Origin of the sequence: Desulfovibrio sp. (assembly GCF_034006445.1) — a bacterium.
In the GTDB taxonomy this organism is placed as follows: Bacteria; Desulfobacterota; Desulfovibrionia; order Desulfovibrionales; family Desulfovibrionaceae; genus Desulfovibrio.
Map to the genome: position 1 here is coordinate 27,989 of NZ_JAVESS010000005.1, position 21,224 is coordinate 49,212.

14 protein-coding genes are annotated in these 21,224 nt (G+C 59.0%); 7 read left to right on the forward strand and 7 right to left on the reverse strand.

Annotated elements, in window-relative coordinates; translation table 11 throughout:
* Nucleotides 1-580 precede the first annotated feature (580 nt).
* From RBR41_RS07060 to recA, 6 genes are all read right to left on the reverse strand, one after another.
* Nucleotides 581-1,036 (reverse strand): AsnC family transcriptional regulator, encoded by a 456-nt coding sequence (locus RBR41_RS07060; protein WP_320351986.1) that lies wholly within the window; start codon nt 1,034-1,036, stop codon nt 581-583.
* Nucleotides 1,037-1,119: 83 nt separating this feature from the next.
* A complete protein-coding gene (gene ahbD, locus RBR41_RS07065) occupies nt 1,120-2,418 on the reverse strand; it encodes a heme b synthase (RefSeq protein ID WP_413785138.1) in 1,299 nt (432 codons plus the stop codon).
* A gap of 12 nt (nt 2,419-2,430) precedes the next feature.
* Nucleotides 2,431-3,417 (reverse strand): porphobilinogen synthase, encoded by a 987-nt coding sequence (hemB, locus tag RBR41_RS07070; protein WP_320351882.1) that lies wholly within the window; start codon nt 3,415-3,417, stop codon nt 2,431-2,433.
* A gap of 360 nt (nt 3,418-3,777) precedes the next feature.
* On the reverse strand, nt 3,778-4,962 hold the full coding sequence (gene ahbC / locus RBR41_RS07075) for a 12,18-didecarboxysiroheme deacetylase (protein WP_320351883.1): 1,185 nt from the start codon (nt 4,960-4,962) through the stop codon (nt 3,778-3,780).
* Nucleotides 4,963-4,972: 10 nt separating this feature from the next.
* Complete coding sequence (gene alaS, locus RBR41_RS07080) at nt 4,973-7,651, reverse strand: alanine--tRNA ligase (protein WP_320351884.1); 2,679 nt, start codon at nt 7,649-7,651, stop codon at nt 4,973-4,975.
* A 287-nt stretch (nt 7,652-7,938) separates the two neighbouring features.
* Nucleotides 7,939-9,021 (reverse strand): recombinase RecA, encoded by a 1,083-nt coding sequence (recA, locus tag RBR41_RS07085; protein ID WP_320351885.1) that lies wholly within the window; start codon nt 9,019-9,021, stop codon nt 7,939-7,941.
* Nucleotides 9,022-9,557: 536 nt separating this feature from the next.
* On the opposite strand from recA, the gene RBR41_RS07090 reads away from it, so the two are divergent.
* From RBR41_RS07090 to RBR41_RS07120, 7 genes are all read left to right on the forward strand, one after another.
* Nucleotides 9,558-10,676 (forward strand): tRNA(5-methylaminomethyl-2-thiouridylate) methyltransferase, encoded by a 1,119-nt coding sequence (locus RBR41_RS07090; protein ID WP_320351886.1) that lies wholly within the window; start codon nt 9,558-9,560, stop codon nt 10,674-10,676.
* A 133-nt stretch (nt 10,677-10,809) separates the two neighbouring features.
* The gene (dksA, locus tag RBR41_RS07095; RefSeq protein WP_179980589.1) at nt 10,810-11,172 is read left to right on the forward strand and encodes an RNA polymerase-binding protein DksA; all 363 of its coding nucleotides are present in this window, start codon (nt 10,810-10,812) and stop codon (nt 11,170-11,172) included.
* A gap of 455 nt (nt 11,173-11,627) precedes the next feature.
* Entirely contained in the window at nt 11,628-13,616 is a 1,989-nt protein-coding gene (locus tag RBR41_RS07100; protein WP_320351887.1) for an NFACT RNA binding domain-containing protein, read from the forward strand.
* An 829-nt stretch (nt 13,617-14,445) separates the two neighbouring features.
* Nucleotides 14,446-15,435, forward strand: coding sequence for an ABC transporter substrate-binding protein (locus RBR41_RS07105; protein ID WP_320351888.1), 990 nt, complete (start codon nt 14,446-14,448; stop codon nt 15,433-15,435).
* A gap of 138 nt (nt 15,436-15,573) precedes the next feature.
* Entirely contained in the window at nt 15,574-16,629 is a 1,056-nt protein-coding gene (locus RBR41_RS07110) for an ABC transporter ATP-binding protein (RefSeq protein ID WP_320351889.1), read from the forward strand.
* 120 nt (nt 16,630-16,749) lie between these two features.
* Nucleotides 16,750-18,441, forward strand: coding sequence for an iron ABC transporter permease (locus RBR41_RS07115; protein WP_320351890.1), 1,692 nt, complete (start codon nt 16,750-16,752; stop codon nt 18,439-18,441).
* A 2-nt stretch (nt 18,442-18,443) separates the two neighbouring features.
* Entirely contained in the window at nt 18,444-19,502 is a 1,059-nt protein-coding gene (locus tag RBR41_RS07120) for an ABC transporter ATP-binding protein (protein ID WP_320351891.1), read from the forward strand.
* A 158-nt stretch (nt 19,503-19,660) separates the two neighbouring features.
* Here the strand turns inward: RBR41_RS07120 and RBR41_RS07125 are convergent, their stop codons facing one another.
* Nucleotides 19,661-20,821: a benzoate/H(+) symporter BenE family transporter gene (locus RBR41_RS07125; RefSeq protein ID WP_320351892.1), complete on the reverse strand. Its 1,161-nt coding sequence runs from the start codon at nt 20,819-20,821 to the stop codon at nt 19,661-19,663.
* Nucleotides 20,822-21,224 lie beyond the last annotated feature (403 nt).

The following is a 21,224-nucleotide window of genomic DNA, read 5'->3' on the forward strand; positions in this document are numbered from 1 at the left end:
CAGATTCTGGATTTTGTATAGATAATTACTAAACAGTGTCTTTCCTGCAGGTGTACTAAAGTTGGGCGTACATGGCAATAGGCCGGAGCGTATGGATAAATCCACATTTTGCGCAGGGCGGTTTTGCGTTGCCATGCCGTGGCGGCCAGCTTGGCGGCTGACCTGGCGGTAGTGGAGGCAAGGCGCGGATCGCGCTGGCGGGGGCGTGAGATGCCCGCGCAGTTGCTTTGCCGGACTTGTTTATGCTGTGGTTTTAGAGCCGGTTACGAATAAAAAGAGGTAGCTGATCCAGGTTGTTGCGCATCATAATGAGCTGCCATGCCCCTTGAAAACAGGGGTTGCCAAAGGCTGTGCAGCAAAAACACAAAGAGCGCGCCGATTGGGCGCGCTCTTCGCGTATGGGCCAAAAGAAAAAAATTTCGCGGCTCTAAAGTATGTAACCTTTTTCAAAGTTACGCAGTAAATTCAGTAAAGGTTTTAGGGGGTGGGGGCGTGGGGGAGGAGACCCTTTTGCAAAAGGGTCCCTCCCCCACAAAGCTTTTCTCCCCACAAAAGCATTTCAACGCAATGCGACCGAACGTTAGTCGCCGCCGTCCATGCGAAAGTCCACGCGGATTTTGAACAATTTGGTGGCGGGCAGGTTGAGAATGGGTATGCCCGTGCATTGGGTTATGCCATCCAGGGTGGCCTGCGCTTCTTCGCGTGAGGGGCTGATAAGCGTGAACCAGATGTTGTAGTCGTGTTCGCGCAGGTAGTTGTGGGTCACGCCGGGCTTGGCGTTGACGTCGGCCACAAAGGCTTCCATCTTGTCTTGCGGCACTTTGGCGGCGCACAGGGTGGACACGAAGCCGAGCTTGGCCGACTGAAAGTTGGCCCCGAGCCGCCGGATGATCTTGCTGGCCTTGAGGGCGCGTACCCTGTCGAAGGCCTCCTGCTCAGCGATGCCCAGGCGCTGGCCCAGTTCGGCGTAGGGCCGGGGGCACAGGGGAAAGTCCGTCTGGATGATGTCGAGCAGTTGTCTGTCCAGGCTGTCCATCTGTGCAGAATCCTTCAGGGCCGAATTCTTCAGGGCCGAATCTTTGTGCTTGGCCGAGGGTTCTGCGGTGTGGGCTTGGGTGGTCATGACTTTTCCTTTTTGCGCGTCTTGGCCGGAATATAGGTACACAGCGGTTCCTCGCCCATGTGGTCGCCGTCCATGCTGTGCGCCCGCGCGCGGCAGCCGCCGCAGACCTTGTGGAACTCGCATTCGCCGCATTTGCCCGTGTAACAGGACTGGTCGCGGAACTGCAAAAAGTACTTGCTCTCGCGCCATATCTGGGGAAAGGGCGTTTCGCGCACATTGCCGCAGTTGAGTTCAAGATAGCCGCAGGGCTGCACCTGGCCCACATGGCTGATGAAACAGAAGCCGATGCCGCCAAGACAGCCGCGTGTGACGGCGTCCATGCCGAAGTTGTCGGGCGTGACGCTGATGCCCTCTTCCTTGGCGCGCTGGCGCATGATGCGGTAGTAGTGCGGCGCGCAGGTGGCCTTGAGGTGCATCGTGGTGGTCTTGCGGAAGTCGTACAGCCAGTGCAGCACTTCTTCATATTCTTCGGCGGTGATGACCTGATCGGCAAGGCCGGCCGCACGGCCCATGGGCACCAGCAAAAAGATATGCCAGGCCGCCGCGCCGATGCGCTCGCACAGTTCGAATATCTTTTTGAAACTGGTAAGGTTGTTGCGCGTGACCGTGGTGTTGATCTGAAAAGGCACGCCTGCGGCCTTGAGGTACTCGATGCCGCGCATGGAGGCCTCGAACGCGCCGGGCACGCCACGGAACAGATCGTGACTGGCCGCGTCCGCGCCGTCAATGGAGATGGAGCAGCGGTTGACGCCTGCATCCTTGATCTTTTGCGCGGTCTCGGGGGTGATCAGGGTGCCATTGGGCGAAAAGGCGCAGGGCAGGCCCTTGCTGTGGGCATAGGCCACAAGCTCGTACACGTCGGGCCGCATCATGGGATCGCCGCCCGTAAAGATGATGATGGGATTGCCCACCTGCGGGAAGGTGTCGATAAGCGCCTTGGCTTCCACCGTGGAAAGCTCGCCGGGATAGGGTTCCGGGTGGGCTTCGGCACGGCAGTGCTGACAGGCGAGATTACAGGAGCGCGTGACTTCCCAGGCGATGAGGCGGCAGGCAGGGCTGCCGTCTTCAAGGGTGCGCAGGGGGGCGCTCATGCCCGCCTGACCGGGATGCCCGCCGGGATGCCCGCCGGGATGTCCCCCAGGATGTCCGCCGGGGTGTCCCGGATGTCCGCCGGGATGGGCTGGATGCCCGCCAGCGTGTTCGCCAGCCTGACCGGGGTGTCCGCTGATGGGGTTGCCCGCGCTGCCGGGCATGCCGCCGGGATGGCCCCCGGCGTGGTGCGAATGGTTGCTCATTATTTTTCAGCCTTACCGTGCCAGCTTTTGCGCCAGCAGGGTTTCGGTAAAGTAGGTGATGATGGTGTCTGCGCCCGCGCGCTTGAGGCCTGTGAGGGATTCAAGCATGACGGCGCGCTCGTCCACCCAGCCGTTGATGCCTGCGGCGCGTATCATCGAGTATTCGCCGCTGACCTGATAGGCGCAGAGCGGCACGTCCACATGGTCGCGCACAAGGCGTATGATGTCGGCGTAGGGCCCGGCGGGCTTGACGATGAGGGCGTCCGCGCCTTCATCAAGGTCGGCGTAGGCTTCACGCAGCGCTTCGCGGGCGTTGGCCGGGTCCATCTGGTAGGACTTGCGGTCCCCGCTTGAGGGCGCGCTTTCGGCGGCCTCGCGGAAAGGCCCGTAATAGGCGGAAGCGTATTTGACCGCATAGGACATGAGGGGCGTGCCCGTGAAACCAGCGTCGTCCAGCGCTTGGCGGATGGCGGCCACGCGGCCGTCCATCATGTCGGAGGGGGCCACCATGTCGGCTCCGGCGCGCACATGGCTCACCGCCGTCTGCGCCAGCAGGGGCAGGGTGGCGTCATTGCGCACCACGCCTTCGGGCGTCAGGATGCCGCAGTGCCCGTGGCTCATGTATTCGCACAGGCACACGTCGGTAATGACAAAAAGTTTGGGCCAGCGGCTTTTGAGCAGGCGCACGGCCTCCTGCACAATGCCGTCGTCGGCGTAGGCCCCGCAGGCTTTTGCGTCCTTGACGGCGGGAATGCCGAAAAGAATGACGGAATGCAGGCCCGTATCCACGGCCCGCTCCACCTGTTTTTCCAGCTCGCCGAGGCTCAACTGGAACTGGCCTGGCATGGAGCCTATCTCTTTGCGGAAGTCGCGGTCTTCGGTCTCAACCACAAAATAGGGCTGGATAAGGTCTTCCACAAGCAGGGGCGCGGTTTCGCGCACCAGGGTGCGGAGTTCGGGGGTGGAACGCAAACGGCGGCCGCGATGGAATGCTGTCATGACTGTTGTCCTTTGTGCTGGCCTTTGTTGTGCCAGCCTGTAGGGATTGCTGCGGCGCGGCTTTGACGGGGCGCGTCGTATTTTCAGTGGCGTATCGTGGTTTGCGCAGCGGGCTGGCGGATATTTCAGGCAAAAAGGGATCCTGTCGCAGTCCACCTTGCCATTGCCGCTACGCTGCCGCCGCACGCCACAACTTGTACGGCGTGGAGTTCACGCCTGAACAGTTCACGCCTGAAATGCTCGCAGGGATGTGTCCTTGCTGTCAAATAAACAGGCGGCGCGCCTGCACGGAGCGTAGGCGTCTACGTACCCGGGGCGCGCCGCCAAGTTCACTACGGTCAGCAAAATGCTTGGCGCAGGCTACTTGATGCCGATTTCTTCGTCAGTCAGGTAACAGGCCGGGTCCGGAGCCCAGATGTCGTCATAATAGGCTTCGGCGCGGGCGCGGAAGTTGCCGCCACAGATGTTCAGGAACTGGCACTTGGCGCAGCGCCCCGTGACGTGGGCCTTCTTGTCCTTGAGCTTGTGCAAGAGTTCGATGGAGGGGTCGTCCCATATCTGCGAGAAGGGACGCTCCAGCACGTTGCCGAGCACATGGTTGCGCCAGAACTGGTCGGCGTGGACCTTGCCGTCCCAGGAAATACAGCCTATGCCCCGGCCGGAGCTGTTGCCCTCGTTGTACTGAAGCAGTTCAAACACTTCTTCGGCGCGCTTGGGGTTCTCGCGCTTGAGGCGCATCCACACGTAGGGGCCGTCGGCATGGTTGTCCACGGTGAGGATTTCCTTGCCCTTGCCCGCGTCGAACAGGGCGCGGGTCTCGTCCATGATGAGATCCAGCACCTGGCGGGTTTCCGCATGATCCAGGTCTTCCTTGATCAGCTCCGAGCCACGGCCGGAGTAGACAAGGTGGTAAAAACAGGCGCGGGGGATTTCCATATCCTTGAGCAGGCGGAAGATGCCGGGGATTTCACTGGCATTGCGCTTGTTGATGGTCAGGCGCAGCCCCACCTTGAGGCCCTCGGCCTGACAGTTGGTGATGCCTTCCAGCGCCTTGCGAAAAGCGCCGGGCACGGCGCGGAATTTGTCGTGTATTTCTTCCATGCCGTCCAGGGAGATGCCCACGTACGAAAGGCCCACGGCCTTGAGTTCGCGTGCCTTTTCCTTGGTGATGAGAGTGCCGTTGGTGGAAATGACCGCGCGCATGCCACGTGAGGTGGCGTGGCTGGCCAGTTCAACGAGATCCTTGCGCACCAGGGGTTCGCCGCCGGAAAAAAGCATGACGGGCGCGCCGTAGGCGGCCAGATCATCGATCATGGTCTTGGCCTGATCGGTACTGATGTCGTCCGATCCGTCAACCTCGATGGCGTGGGCATAGCAGTGCACACACTTGAGGTTGCAACGCTGGGTCATGTTCCAGACCACCACGGGTTTTTTATCCTTGGAAAACTGCAGCAGGTGCGAAGGCAGCTTGCCGGATTCACGGCCATAACGCAGCGCGTCCGAAGGCTCCACCTGGTCGCAGTACAACTTGGAAATGCCAATCATCACACGATCCTTATTGTTCGATGCATTTTTTCAGTATGGCAAAGGCCTCGTCCAGACCTTCGGGCTGAGTGCCGCCCGCCTGGGCCAGATCCGGCCTGCCGCCGCCAGCGCCGCCGCAGGGTGCGGCCACAGGCTTGATAAGGGCGGGCGCCGTAAATCTGCCATGCAGATCCTTGGAGACATAAATAAGCATGCCCACCTTGCCTTCTTCCACCGTGGCGAGGCAGGCCACCGCATTTTCAGAAAGGCGCGAGCGTACGTCGTCCATAACTTCACGCAGGGCCTTGACGGGCACATTGTCCAGCCGGGCGGCCAACAGGCGCACGCCGTTGACATCCTGGGCTCGGGCAGCCAGCTCCGCGCCGGAAGTCGGAGCGGCCGAGGCTTTTTCCGAGGCTTTGCGCAGCTTTTTTACCTCGGCGTACAGGGCCTGCACGCGTTCGGCAAGCTGGCCGGGCCTGGCCTTGAGCAGGGCGGAAAGACCGTCCAGTTCAGCGCGCTGCTCCACGGCATGTCCGTATGCGTTCCAGCCTGTGACGGCCTCAATGCGGCGGGTACCGGCGGCAACGCCGCTTTCGCTCACAATGAGAAAGCCCCCGGCTTCACCCGTGCGGGACAGATGCGTCCCGCCGCACAGTTCTACGGACTCAGGGTCGCACGTTTCAGCGCCCGAAACTGTGAGCACGCGCACAATGTAGCCATATTTTTCATTAAAGAGCGCCATGGCCCCTGAGGCCACCGCGTCGTTCATGTTCATTTCTTTGGCGGAAACCTCAAGGTCGGCCATGATGGCGGCATTGACCTGACGTTCAACAGCGGCAAGTTCTTCTGGCGTCATGGCCGCGATGTGTGAAAAGTCAAAGCGCAGGCGGCTGCCGTCCACCAGGGAACCGGCCTGCTTGACGTGCGTGCCCAGCACCCGGCGCAGGGCCGCGTGCAGCAGATGGGTGCAAGTGTGATTGCGGGCAGTGGCCTTGCGTTCATCGGGGTCCACCGCCAGGCGCACTTCCTTGCCTTGCAGCAGTTCGCCCCTGGTGATCTCGACTTCATGCACCAGCAACTGGGGCGCGGGCTTGTGGGTGGTGATGACCCTGGCCTCGCCGGAGGTGGCGCTCATGAGGCCCGTGTCGCCTGCCTGACCGCCGCCCTCGCCGTAGAAAGGCGTGGCCTCGGTAACGGCGTAGCCGCTCTCGCCCTCGCCAAGCACGTCCACGGGCTGGCCGGAGGCATTGAGCAGCACGGTGACGGCGCTTTGGGCCGTCAGGCCGTCATAGCCCACAAAGCGGCTTTGCGCGCCGCCGTCAGCAAGGGCTTTAAAGGGATTGTCCCCATTGTCGCCCTGGCCGAGCAGCCCGCCCTTTTTCTGGTGTTCGCGGGCGCGCTGGCGCTGCTCCTGCATGTATTTTTCAAAGCCCTGGGCGTCGGCGCTGAAGCCGCGCTTTTCGGCCACGTCGGTCACGATGTCCAGGGGGAAGCCGTAGGTGTCGTACAGCTTGAAGCAGAAATCGCCGGGAATGAGCGTCACGCCCTGCGCCTTGAGGGAGGCCAGTTCTTCGTCAAGCAGATCCAGGCCTTTCTTGAGCGTCAGGGAGAAGCGCTGTTCTTCCTCGAACACGGCGCGGTCGATGAAGTCGGCGCTTTCCACCAGTTCGGGATAGGCGTCGCCCATAACCTCGGTGACCTTGCGGGCCACCTTGTGCATGAAGGGTTCGTTGACGCCCATGAGGGTGGCGAAGCGCAGGGCGCGGCGGATGAGGCGGCGCAGCACGTAGCCCCGGTTTTCATTGGAGGGCAGCACGCCGCCCGCAATGAGGAAGGCGGCTGAGCGGCTGTGGTCGGCAATGACGCGCAGGGCCGTGTCCACATCATTGGTGTCAGGGGCGCTGAAGCTGTACTTCACGCCCGCAAGGCCCGCCGCGAACTGGATAATGTCCTGGAACAGGTCGCAGTCAAAGTTGGAGCGTTTGCCCTGGGCAACGGCGGCCATGCGCTCAAGACCCATGCCCGTGTCGATGTTGGGATTGGCCAGAAGGGTGCGGGTGCCGTCGGCGCTCTGGTCGAACTGGGTGAACACGAGGTTCCAGATTTCAAGAAAGCGGTCGCAGTCGCACACGCCGATGCCGCAGTCCGGGCCGCAGGACATGTCTTCGCCCTGGTCCACGTAAATTTCGGAACAGGGGCCGCAGGGGCCGGTATCACCCATGGTCCAGAAGTTGTCCTTTTCGCCCATGCGCACGATGCGCTCGGCGGGCAACTGGGCGATTTCGGCCCAGAGATCCGCGGCCTCATCGTCTTCACGAAAGACAGTGACCCACAGTTTGTCCTTGGAGAGTTCCAGTTCCTTGGTCACGAAATCCCATGCCCAGGTGATGGCCTCGCGCTTGAAATAGTCGCCAAAGGAAAAGTTGCCGAGCATCTCGAAGAACGTGTGGTGGCGCGCGGTGCGGCCCACGTTTTCAAGGTCGTTATGCTTGCCCGAAACGCGCAGGCATTTCTGGCAGGTGGTTGCGCGTGAGTAGGAGCGCTTTTCTTCGCCAAGAAAGAGTTTTTTGAACTGCACCATGCCGGAGTTGGCAAAAAGCAGCGAAGGATCGTTGGGCGGAATAATGGGTCCGGAAGCGACGATTTCGTGCTGGTGACGGTGAAAAAACTCAAGATAGCGGCGGCGTATTTCTTTAGCGGTGAGCATAGGGGCTCCTGATGAAGGCTGCTCGGTGTGACCCCCGCCCTTGCAAGGCGGGGGCCGAACTGGTCATTGCCGTAAGTGATCACGGTCACGGGCGGGCAGGCCACAATTGTGCGGGCTGTCCTGCCGGACAGTGTTAAGGAAGCACTGTTTAAGAGCTTCCTGTAAACGCGCAGGTATTTCCTTTGGCAAGGCGCGCTCTTTTTTTGCAGCAGGAGTGGACTTTTTCGTCCTCGACTGTTTCAAAAAAAGTGAAGCAACACCGCCAAACGAAATACATCAGCGTTTGCTTAATCGTCAGCGGAGACGGGGTCCAGCCCCTCATCCTGATCTTCGGCTGTGGGTGTGAATTCCTTGGGGTGCAGGCCCAGAAATTCCACAACCTTGGCTTCTATCTGGTTGCGCAGGTCGATGTTTTCGTCCAGCAGGGCGCGCACTTTTTCACGGCCCTGGCCCAGCTTTTCGGAGCCAAAGGCAAACCATGACCCACTCTGGTCGATGATTTTGGCCTCAATGCCAAGATCGAGCAGTTCGCCGGAACGCGAGATGCCCTGGCCGTAAAGAATGTCGAAAATCGCGCTGCGGAAGGGCGGCGCAACCTTGTTTTTGACCACCTTGACCCTGGTGCGGGAGCCGAAGGATTCTTCCTTGTCCTTGAGGGTCTGTATGCGGCGGATGTCCAGGCGCACGGACGAGTAGAACTTCAGCGCGTTGCCGCCTGTGGTGGTCTCGGGGCTGCCGTAGCCCGTGACGCCGATCTTCATGCGTATCTGGTTGATGAAGATGACCGAGGTGCGGGACTTGTGGATGGTGCCCGTGAGGCGGCGCATGGCGTGCGACATGAGCCGGGCATGCCCGCCCACCTGGGTTTCGCCCATATCGCCTTCAAGTTCGGCCTGCGGGATGAGGGCCGCCACGGAGTCGACCACCACAAGGTCTACAGCGCCGGAGCGCACCAGCATGTCGGCAATGTCCAGGGCCTGTTCGCCGTAGTCTGGCTGCGAGATGAGCAGTTCGTCAGTATTGACGCCAAGGCGCTTGGCGTAAGCCACGTCCAGCGCGTGTTCGGCGTCAACAAAGGCGCAGGTGCCGCCCATGCGCTGGCACTCGGCAATGATATGCAGGGTAAGGGTGGTTTTGCCCGAAGATTCGGGGCCGAAAATTTCCGATATGCGGCCACGCGGTATGCCGCCCACGCCCAGGGCCAGGTCAAGGCCGATGGAACCTGTAGGGATAACAGGTATATTCACGTGAGCGTCGTCAGAAAGCTTCATGACAGCGCCCTTGCCGTATTTGCGTTCAATGGTGGCAAGGGCGGTGCCCAGGGCTTCCGCGCGCGCGTCTTCAGGGCTCAGGGCCGGTTTTTTGGCCATAGCTTTTATGCTCCGTGTAAAGATATCTTCAAGCGCATCATTATAGCAAAGGCCCGGTCGCAAGGCAAATGCCCTTGCGCCAGCGGCTCGGTAAGTCGTCACGCTGCGGCGGGACATAGAGCCTTTAGAGCATTTTGCTTTTGAAACACTCCATGTTTCAACGCATCATTCTGGCGAAAAGCGCGGTTTTCGCCAGAATCCACGCCACTTCGTGGCGGCTGCCGCCTTCGCGTCAGCAGAGCAATTTCAAAGCGAAATTGCTCTAACACGTGAAATGCTCATGTACGGCAGGCAAAAGCCTGCCTGCTCGCATTTCGTGGCAAGGATTTTAGAAAAATCCTTGCAGGCCAGTTAACGTATTTCGTCCGTAAACTGGCCTGGCGGGCGCGCCGTACGCGTGGAGAAATGTATCCGCAACCGTGGTGTACTTTGGTGGGTGCGTATTGTTAACTATAATTCTTGATAATGCGTCTGGCAAGAAATTTCCCCTGTCCGCCTCTTGCGCAGTGCGGCTTGTCTGGCATACAAGCGCGGTCATGAGCAATCAGCCAGACATCATCGTGCTTTTTTCCGGCGGCCTGGACAGCATCCTGGCAGCCAAGGTACTGGAACAGCAGGGACTTACCGTCCGCTGCATCCATTTTATCACGCCCTTTTTCGGCTCTGCCAAGGCCGTGCCCTACTGGCGCAAGGTCTATGGACTGGACATCGTGAGTCAGGACGTGGGCGAAGAATTTGCGCAAATGCTGCGCCAGCGGCCGGAACACGGCTTCGGCAAGGTCATGAACCCCTGCGTGGACTGCAAGATACTGCTCTTGCGCAAGGCGCGCCTGTATATGGAATCCGTCGGGGCCAAGGGGCTCGCCACGGGCGAGGTGCTGGGGCAGCGGCCCATGTCGCAGCGACGCGACACGCTGCACCTTATCATGCGTGATGCGGGCGTCAGCGGTATTTTGCTGCGGCCCCTCTGCGCCACGCATTTGCCGGTGACGCAGATGGAAGAAAGCGGCCTTGTGGATCGCACGCGCCTGCTGGGCATTTCTGGCCGGGGCCGCCGTGATCAGCTCGATCTGGCGGCGGAACTGGGCGTTACGGACATTCCCACCCCAGGCGGCGGCTGCCGCCTGACGGAAAAAGAAAACGCGCGCCGGTACTGGACTGTCCTCACCTTGCTGCCTGAGGCTGGCGACAGGGATTTTACCCTGGCCAATCTTGGCCGCCAGTTCTGGCATCACGACGGCGACAATCATTACTGGCTCTGCATAGGCCGCAACAGCGCGGACAACGACAAGCTGGCCGCAGCCATGCAGCCTGACGACATGCTGCTGCGCCTGCGTGACCTGGCCGGGCCCATGGCTCTGGCCCGCAGCGGCGCGGACTGGCCCCGTCACGTGCTTGAGAGCGCGGCGGCCCATGCGGCCTCCTATGCGCCCAAGGCCGTGGCAGCGGGCGGCCCTGTGGCTGTGCGTGCGCGGCAGGGGCAGGCCGAGGGCGACGCGGCCTTTGAGATGGACGTGACGCCGCAACGCCTTGGAGAAGCCTGGGGCGAAGCGCTCTGGGACGATGTGAAGGCTGTTATCAGGGCCGAAGCGAAGGATCGCCTTGCCGCGACACTGCATGGCAAACACAAGCCCGGCCCGGAAGATGCGGAATAAGCTGCCGCCATACTGCGAAAGGCGTCAATAAAGGTATTGGGTCTGCTTTACAAAGATAGGGCTTGAAGATATATGTATCCATTGCGTTAATAGTTTGTGTTTACGCCCCCAGCGGCGTCCGCCGGAGGATTACATGGATCATAAGGACTTGGAATATTTTCGCAAACTTCTTTCAGAGATGCTTGAAGAAGCCCAGCAAAAGGGCGACAGCACCATTGAAGAACTTACCGACAGCAATGAAGTTTTTGCTGACCCTGCCGACAGGGCCACAGCAGAGTCTGATCGCGCCTTTACCCTGCGCATCCGTGACCGGGAGCGCCGCCTTATACGCAAAATCCAGGCAGCGCTGACACGTATCGATGACGGAACGTATGGCATCTGCGAAGATTGCGGTGACGACATCAGTATTCCGCGGCTCAAGGCCCGTCCTGTGACGCGGCTGTGCATCAACTGCAAAGCCAAACAGGAAGAGGACGAACACCTGAGAGGCGACTGAGGCTCTGCCCGCAGCGGCCCGTGGTCGCCAGCGGCTCATGGTGCAGCCCGTTTTGTATCGGACGGTTCCCACCCGGCGTCACAGCCGGGGCCGTGGTTCTGCCGGGGTAGCCGGGGCCAGAGATCCTGCCGGGATTCCCGGATGACCTTTGGAACGACCGCCGGGGTTCTTCAAAAAAACCTGGCGGTGCGCGCGGCTGCACGTTTGGAAAAACCGGTTTTACATGTACGGTCACAGAAGCAGGGGCGATTTTTGCGCCTCCCTGATTCCGCCATGCCGTTTTCGCCCGGAGGGCCGCGTCTGTTATGAGGGCGCGGCCCGGGCTTATTATGGGGCACTGCGCTGTTCTTGACGCCCCGCTCTTGCACCGCGCCCCGGCGACGGGATGCGCGCAAATTGGTCTTCAGCACTGAAGGCATAAGCTTTCCCGCCCTCAGGCGGGTTTTTTCATACCTATGGACGCACACCTTTTCCGCCGCCTTTGTGAAGACCTGACGCCCCAGCTTGCCGGGGCGCGCATTGAAAAATTGCAGGAACCAGCCCCCGGGCTTCTGGTGCTCACCTGGTATGGCGGCGGCCGCAAGCGCCAGCTGTGCCTGCGGCACGCCCGCAAGGAACCCTTCTGCTTTTTGAGCGCCAGCCGCATCACGGCGGGCAAAGCGCCTTCGGCCCAGATCATGCGCCTGCGCAAATATGCGTCCGGCCGCCGCATCGCGTCCTGCGTGGTGAGGTTTTGCGATCGCCAGCTCTGGCTGCTGCTGGCCGGGGGCGACAGCGGGCTCATGGCGGATCAGGGCGGCAAAGGTTCTGATGCTGACGCGCCCCGGCTCGCCTGGCTTTTGCTGGACTTGCGGGAAGGGCCGTCCCTGCATTTTCTGACAGAGGGCGAAGCGCCGGAAGAGGAAGCCCCCGACTGGCCCGGCCCGGACACTCTGGCCCAGGCCCTGCAAGACTGGCGCGCGTGGCCCGTGCTCACTCCGGCCCTGCGGCGCACCCTGACCTGCCTGGAAGAGCCGGAGCAATGGGCCCTGATGGAAGATTTGCGGGCTGGCGGCGGCGACGTGTTCTGCTACGGCCCGGCATTGCCGGAAGCGGCAAAGATCTCGGTGGATGGCGCAGGCGGCCAGTTCACGGACGGGCAGTTTCCGGACGACCAGTTCACGGACGGGCAGTTTCCGGGCGGCCTGGCCCCTGCCGGGGATGCGGCGGCCCCCGCCAATTGCGCCAGTCCCACCAGTTCCGGCAGTTCCGACTCTTCCCTGGCTTTCACTTCCGCCACTACGGCGGCCCCGGCCGATTCCGGGCTTTTCCCCGGTCGCTCCCCCCGCTCCATCCGTTCCATTCGGGCCGTCAGCGCATGGCCCTTGCCGCCGCAGCAGTGCGCGGCCCTGCTCACAGAGGATGAGCGGGCGTCCGGCCTTGTGCTGCGTGAAGAGTGCAGCGCGGATGTGCTGGGCCTCACGGAAAAAGCCGGGCAGGACATGGTGCTGGCCCGGCTTGCCGGTGAACAGGCAAAGGAGGCGGCCCTGCCCCTGGACAGACGCGGGCGCAAGCTCACAAAGCTGTTGGACAAGTTGCGTGAAGAAGAGCGCCGCCTCACGGCCATGACCGAGGCGCAGGCCGATGCGCTGGCGCTTCAGGAAAACCTGTGGCAATGGCCTGCGGAATACCGGGCGCTCAGCGTTACGGTGGCTGCTGGCGCGCACGGCCCTGCCCGCGAGATACGCCTGGACCCACGGCGCAACGTGCGCGAGGAAATGGCGCGGCTCTTTCATACGGCCCGGCGCGGCTGGCGCGGTCTGGAGCATCTGGCGCAGCGCCGTGGAGCGCTGGAGCAGGAAATGACTGCCATAGCCCGCGCACGGCGCGACAGCCTGCTGGGCGCAGGCGGCGGCCAAGCAGGCTGTACCCAGACAGGCGGCGGCCAGACCCGCTCTGGCCAACCAATCTCTGGCCAAACAATCTCTGGCAAGCCGGGCAGCGGCCAGACACTCTCGGGTAAGACCGGCGGGGCCGGAACCCTCACTGGCGCTGCTGCGGGCATACCCACGGCTCTGCCGAAAAATGTCCAGCTTTTCATCAGTTCGGACGGCTTTGCCCTGCTGCGCGGGCGTGACGCCAAGGGCAACCTTGCGGCCCGCAAACTGGCGGCCCCCCACGATATCTGGCTGCATGCCGAAAACGGGCCGGGGTCGCACGTCATCATACGGCGCACCCACGGCGGGCAGGACGTGCCTGTCAGTACGCTGGACGAAGCCGGTTCCCTGGCGGCCAGCAAAAGCTGGCAAAAGGACGCGGCCCGCGCCCGCATCCAGTATGCCGAGGTGCGCCACGTCAAGCCCATGCGCAATGCCCCTGCGGGCACGGTGCGCATAGACAAGGTGCTGGCCTCGCGCGAGGTGCCCGTGGACGCCACCCTGGAGGAAAAACTGCTGCCGGAGTAAACTGGGCGGCAGCAGTGCGATCGCTGTTTCTTCTGGTCTGTTGGCATCCAGCAGACTGGCATCAGGCAGACTGGCATCAGGCAGGCTGGCAGCCGCGCGACCGTTGCGTCTTCCGGCCTGCTGCACCAGGCCTGTGGCATCCTGCCTACTGCCTGCAGGCAGTAGGCAGGCTTCGCCGTTCCACCCCGGCGGCCTGCGCTGTCGACTCTTGGTAAAGCGTTTGTCGTGAAACGCATGGCCCACTGCAATTCATGAAGATGCTGCCGACTTTGGCGGCGCAATACATAACCCGCAATCCGGCGCGCGCTTGATGACGCTTGAATAAATATTTTTGTGGGAATTTTCGTGGGCAAGGCGTGCGGCTTGCGGGCGACATTCCCTTGCCGTCAACTTGGCGTTTCCCCGCTTCTTTCAAGGCTGCCTGTCAGATCAAATCGAAATCATCCCTGTTTGTCTCATAGCAAATTCGCTCTAACATGCGCACGATGCTGCTCAATTGCGCGTGGCGGTCGCGTTATTTATTGGCACTTGATGAACTTACTTTTTTGTTTTAGCTAGTTAATAATGTAAATCGATAAAGAATACATTTTACTACGTGATTTTTTCGCTGAACGCCTGCCGGTATCACTTCTACTTCAATATAATCAACTATTTAAGGCGTTAGCTATGCTTCTGTGAGAATCCGCAGGGTTCATGTCATTCGCTGAACATAATATCAGCCTGGAGAATGGTTGCTTGGGCGTTTGTCATTATAGAGTTTTAAAAAAAAATGATAAAAAACGGGCTAGGGATAACGTTTTTGCACATCCTCAATCGGAGTGAACATCTGATGAAAAAATGCAGTATCCTTCTTCTTGCGGCAACTATGTTGGTTGCTTCGGCGTTTTCCGCAATGGCGGCTGAAAAACTTATTGTCTATACCTCAATGAAGGAATCCATCATTGGTGCTCTCAAGGAAGGATTCACAAAAAAACACCCTGACATAGCCATGGACTACCAGTCTGCGGGCGCTGGCAAACTTATGGCCAAGGTGGCCACAGAGCGTCAGTCTGGCAAGATTATGGCTGACGTTATCTGGACAAGCGAAGTACCGGACTTTTTCAACATGCGTGCTGAAGGGATTTTAGAAAAATACGAATCCCCTGAACTGAAATACATCATCAATCCCTTTTCCGACTACGACGGCACCTTTACTGCCGTCAGGCTTGGAACCCTTGGTATCGCCTACAATACCCGCTATGTGAAACAGGCCCCGACACAGTGGAGCGACGTTACCAAGCCCGAATACAAAAAAGCCTTTGGCATTGCCAATCCCGCCCTCTCCGGCACAGCCTACATGAGCATTCAGCTGCTCGTGGACAAGTTCGGTTGGGAGTATATTGAAAAAATCAGCAAAAATGGCGGCCGTATAGGCAAAGGTTCCGGACAGGTTGTGGACGATACCGCTTCGGGCGACCTTCTTGCCTGCATAGGCGTCGATTACATCGTCAATGATAAAATCAAAAAAGGCGCAAGCCTTGCCCTGGCGTACCCCCCTGAAATGCTGGTAATTCCCAGCCCCGTAGCCATCTTTAAGGGGACTCCCAACCTTGATGCCGCCAAGAAGTTTGTGGACTACCTTCTCTCCGAGGAAGGGCAGAAGATTTTGGCGGAGCAGGGCACATTGCCCGTTCGCAAGGGCATCACCCCGCCCAAGGAATATAACCTTCCCACCAGTGAAGAAGCCTTTGCGCGTGGAATCAAGATTGACTACCAGAAAGTGCTGACTGAAAAAGAAGCCAGCATCAAAAAATTTACTGATATAATGATGTCCAAATAGCGCCAACACCGCCAAATGCAGGCGTTGTATGCCGCGTCGGCGTTGCAGATGCAGCGTCGGCGCGGCCCGCGTCTGTTTTTTCTTCAAAAGTGATCGCGTTCAGCTTTTTTCAAAGCGTGGACACAAGCAGGGATCAGTATGGCAGAAATAGTTCTCAATAATATTGCCAAATCATATGGCGAGCATGCGGTCTTGCAAAACCTTTCGCTTACCGTGAAGGATGGGGAGTGTTTCACGCTCATTGGCCCTTCCGGGTGCGGCAAAACGGTGCTTCTGCGCATTATCGCCGGGTTTGAGTCGCTTGATCAGGGCAGCATGTCCATCGGCTCCGACGTTGTCGCCGATGCCGGCACTGGCGATTCTTTGCCGCCGGAGCAGCGCGGTCTTGGGGTTGTTTTTCAGGACTATGCCGTGTGGCCGCACATGACGGTACGCCAGAATGTCGGGTATCCTCTCAAGATTGCGAAGTGTAATCCCGCAGAAGCTGCCAGGCTGGTGCAAAAAAGCATTGATGACGTCAATCTTTCCGGCATGGAAGACCGCCTGCCTTCACAACTGTCCGGCGGTCAGCAGCAGCGGGTGGCTTTGGCGCGCGCCCTTGTAGCAGAACCGACCCTGCTGCTTCTGGATGAGCCGCTCAACAACCTCGATGCCAATCTGCGCGAAGAAATGCGTTTTGAAATCAAGCGGCTGCAAAAAAATCTTGGCGTTACCATCCTTTATGTGACGCACGATCAGGAGATTGCCCTCGCCATTTCAGACCGGATGGCTGTTATGGATGAACTCGGCGCCATACGGCAGATTGGAACGCCCACACAGCTTTTTTCCGAACCAGCCGACGAATTCGTGTTCTCATTTCTTGGCATGAGCAACTTTTTGCACGTTCAGGCAGAAAACGGAATGGCGCGCTTTGGCGAGTACAGTTTTCCGATGGCTTTGGGGGGCGGTCATTCCGGCAATGGCCGTATTGGCTTTCGCCCGTCTGACGTGGTGTTGCGCCGCAGTGGCGAGGGCATCAGGGCCGTCGTGCATCGCGCCAGTTTTCTTGGAGCCATCACAGACTATCAGCTTGAGGTGGATGGCCAGCACGTGCGCACGGCAGTGGACACACATGAAGCCCTGGCCAATGATCTGTTGCTCAAAGAGGGCGAGGAGTGCGTTTTTACCCTGCGGAATTTCCACTGGTTCAACTAGCGCATCCGCCTTTGCTTTTTCCGTATCCCAATGTAAAGGCGTCAGCCCTGCCTGGTTACAATTCCCGGTAGTTACGGTGTAAACTTTCCGGGCATGCTGCGCATCAAATCGGATAAAACTATGCAAGCAGTCAAACAAAAGCGCACATTCGGCGTGGCAGAAATCATTCTGCTTTTGTCTATTGCCATCCTCCTGATTGTGGTTGTGGTGCCGGTAGCACTCATTTTTTTCAACGCCTTTTTTGTTGATGGCCAGTTTAACCTGGCTGACCTGGTCAAAACGCTGGGCGAAGGGGAAACCTATCAGGCGCTGCTGAACTCGCTGTTCATTGCCAGCGGGGTGACCCTGTGCGCCACGGCAGTGGGCACATTTTTTGCCTGGCTCGTAACGCGAACGGACATCCCCTATAAAGGCTTTATGAAGGGCATGTTTCTTGTACCCTTTATGCTGCCCTCATTTATCGGCGCTCTTGCCTGGAAGATGCTGCTTTCGCCCCGGGCTGGCTACATCAACCGATTGTGGCGCGACGTCACCGGTGCAGAAGATGCCTTGTTCAATATCTTTTCTTTTGGCGGCATTATCTCCATTGAAACCATGTATCTTTTCCCCTTTGTCTTTATTCAGGTTTGTGGCGCGCTGGAGCGTATGGACCCCACGCTGGAAGAATCTGCACGGATTTCCGGTGCTGGCCTCTTTACCATTACCCGCAAAATAACGCTGCCCCTGGTGATGCCCAGCATCCTTTCCGGCGCGTTGCTGATCATGCTGTATTCCATGGCGCACTTTGGCACAGTGGCTGTTCTTGGAATTGAAGTGGGCATCTACAACATCCCGACGCTGATCTACGAACGCATTCATCAGAGCGCGGGCAGTTTTGATTCCATCCGCACAGGAACAGTGCTGGCATCGGTTCTTGTTGTCACGGCGGCGATCATTATCTGGTTGCAGAGAAAAATTCTTGGATCAGGAAAATACCAGATCATAGCGGGCAAAAGCTTTCGCCCTATGGAGCTTAAGTTGCGTGGTCTGCGCACGCCGCTGTTTATTTTTTGTCTGCTCTATATCGGGCTGACCATCGTGCTGCCCACCGTGACCATCTTTCTTGTTGGCGGGCTTAAGACCTACGGAATTCCCATTACATGGGAGAACCTGTCGCTGGAAAACTATAAATATGTGCTTTTTGAGTGGGATCAGACGCAGCAGGCCATTAAAAACAGCATTGGTCTTGGCCTTGGCGCGGCGACCATAACCATGTTTTCTGGCGTGATGATTTCGTATGTCATCGTCAAGATGAAGGTGCGCGGCAAGGGGATTCTGGAATTCCTCGGGATGCTGCCCTTTTCGGTGCCAGGCTCGGTTATTGCGCTTGGCGTTATCCTGGCCTGGAGCGGGCGCTTTGGCATCAACCTTTACAATACCATCTGGATTATCCTTATTGCCTACATCGCCAGGTATATGGCCTTCTCGCTCAAGGCAAACTCCGCTGCCCTGGAGCAGGTGCATGACTCTCTGGTAGAGGCGGCGCGGGCTTGTGGCGCATCCATGTGGCAGGCATTGCGTGATATTGTGCTGCCTCTGGTTCGCCCCGGCATGGTCGCTGCGTTCTTTCTTATCTTTTTGCCTGCCCTGCGCGAACTGACGGTTTCCGTCATGCTGTACGGCACAACCAGCAGAACCATCGGCGTGGCCATCTACACGCTCAACGAAGATGGCGAAACCGTCACTTCTGCGGCGCTGGCTGGCATCGCCCTGATTTTGATTGTGACCGGGCAAACGATTATCAACCACTTTGCCAAAACCAAGCAGGCCTGATCATGTCAGTAACTCTTACAAACGTAACCAAGTATTTTGGCAAGGTTAAAGCTGTTTCATCCCTCAATTTCAAGATTAGCGATGGCGAGTGCTTTTCCATGCTTGGGCCTTCGGGCTGCGGAAAAACAACCACACTGCGCATGGTTGCAGGCTTTGAAGACCTTGATGAAGGCGAGATCAGCGTCAACGACGTGCTTTTGTCCTCAAGCGGAAAAAAATATTACCTCCCGCCCGAAAAGCGTAATTTTGGGATGGTTTTTCAGGCGTTTGCCGTATGGCCGCATATGAGCGTGTTTGAAAACGTGGCTTTTCCCCTGCGCCTCAAAAAGATCAATGCGAGCGAGATTGCCAGGCGAACCACGCAGGCCCTGGAGCATACAAGTCTGCTTGACGTTGCCTCCAAAAGCCCTGCAGATCTTTCTGGCGGAGGCAAGCAGCGTGTTGCCCTGGCGCGGGCCTTGGCCATCAACCCTTCGGTGATGCTGCTGGACGAGCCACTCTCAAGCCTTGACCCCCATCTGCGCGAAGAAATGCGTTTTGAAATCAAGGAGTTGCAGAAAATCTATGGCTTTTCCATCATGTATGTGACGCATGACCAATCCGAAGCCATGGCCCTTTCAGACCGCATCCTGATTATGAAAAACGGCGTGGTGCAGCAGATAGCCTCGCCGCTTGAAGTGTATACGAAACCGGCAAACCGTTTTGTGTTCAGCTTTATTGGTCTTTCAAATTTCACCAACATGAATGTGACTGAAAACGCCATGACGCTGGACGGCGTTTCTGTTCCCTTTGTGGAAGGACGCGCGCCTTCGGGCGAAATCATCAGTGCAGGAGTCGGCACAGTAGCCAGCCGCCCCAATGAAATAGACTTTGTCGACCATGGCGGGATTCCGGGAACAGTGATGCGGCGCACCTTTCTGGGTGAAGTTACCGACTATCAGATTCTGGTTGGCGATCAGGAGGTGCGCGTGCAGAAGGGGCGTTATGTCAGCGGGCCGCAAGAGGGCGAGACCTGCCATCTGCGCTTTCTTAACCCGCTGTGGTTTCCGGTGGAAAAATAGCCTGAATTGCCCGTCACAATGTGAAAAATGCGGGCAAAAGACCCGCCTGGCGACAAAGCCAGTCTGGCGAAAGTCCAACCACAATGGAGACCACTGCCAGACAACTTCTGAACGAACCCAGAGTCCGTGAGATTACCAAAGGCCGCGTTATGCGGCCTTTATTTTTTCAGGACAACATAGGCGAGGGTGCCGAAGGCAAGCCCCCAGAAGGGCGCGCCCAGGCCGAGAAACTCCATGCCGGACGCCGTCGCCAGAAAGGCGATGACGCCTGCGTCCATATTGTCGCTGTCCTTGAAAACGCCGTAAAGTCCCGTGGCAAAAGCGCTCATGAGGGCAAGGCCAGCCAGAACGGCAATAAACACGCTGGGCAGCGCCGCGAAAAGCGACGTCAGCGCCGTGCCGGACAAACCCACAAGTATGTAGAGGCCGCCGCAGACCATGCCCGCAATGTAGCGGCGTGCGGGGTCTTCATGCGACTCTTTCCCCGTGCAGATGGCGGCGGTAAGGGATGAAAGGTTGATGGCGTGGGAGCCAAAGGGGGCCAGCAGCAGGGACGTAATGCCCGTCACTGTCATGATGCCGTTGGACACCACCGGGTAGCCCGAGGCATGCAGCACGGCCATACCAGAGATATACTGGCCTGTCAGCGTCACCAGTGCCAGCGGCAGCCCGATACTGACGATGACGGCGGTTGACCATTCCGGCGCGGTGAACACCGGCCTTGCCAGGGCAAAGTGCACCGTGTCCACGTGCAGCATCCCCGTCAGGGCCGCAATGACCGTGCCGCACACCAGAACCGCGGCAATGGCGTACCGGGGGCATATCCTGCGGAACAGCATGAAACAGAACAGCATGGACAGGCCAAGCAGCGGCGAAGCCGCGACCGACGTAAAGACCTTTGCCCCGAAGCTGAACAGGATTCCGGCAAACATGCCCGAACTGACGGCAATGGGTATGCGCCGCATGATGACGTCCAGGGAGCCCGTAAGTCCGATGACGGTGATGATGACCGCGCTGGCGATGTACGCGCCCACGGCCTGCGCAAAGGGAACGCCCGGCAGCATGGTGATGAGCAGGGCCGCGCCCGGAGTCGACCACGCCGTGATGATGGGCATGCGCATCCTCCAGCTGAGCAGCAGGCCTGTAAGACCGCTGCCGATGGACACGGCCCATATCCACGATGTGGTCAGTTCGTCAGAAAGTCCCGCCAGTCGGGCTGCCTGAAAAATAAGCACGGCCGAACCCGCGTAGGACACGATAACCGCCAGCATGCCTGCCACGGCGGCAGTGGTGGAAAAGTCCCTGTGCAATCGTCTCATCTCTGGTTCTCCCGGCGCGGGCTGATGCCTGCATGGTGAGCGCATTTGGGGTGCGTTGATTTGGTCTGTAGATATGCGCTTGTGGCGGCGCTGTCCAGAAAACTTGATGGCAGATATTTTTTAGGGATGCTTTGTGTGAAGATGTTTGTGGGAGAGGATGCTTTGTGGAGGGAATGTTTGTGGGGGAGGGACCCTTTTGAAAAAGGGTCTCCTCCCCCACGCCCCCACCCCCTAAAACTTTTATTATGTTATCAGTATGGTAGCGTTAAAAAGAGGTAAATGCGCTGCGCGTCGTTGCCTTCTGCGCGGTATCGGGGAGTGAACCGCTCCATGTCGAACAAATGCGGCGCGGCCCGCCCCTGGCGGCGAATCCCACCCCTGGCGGCGCATCCCACCCTTGGCG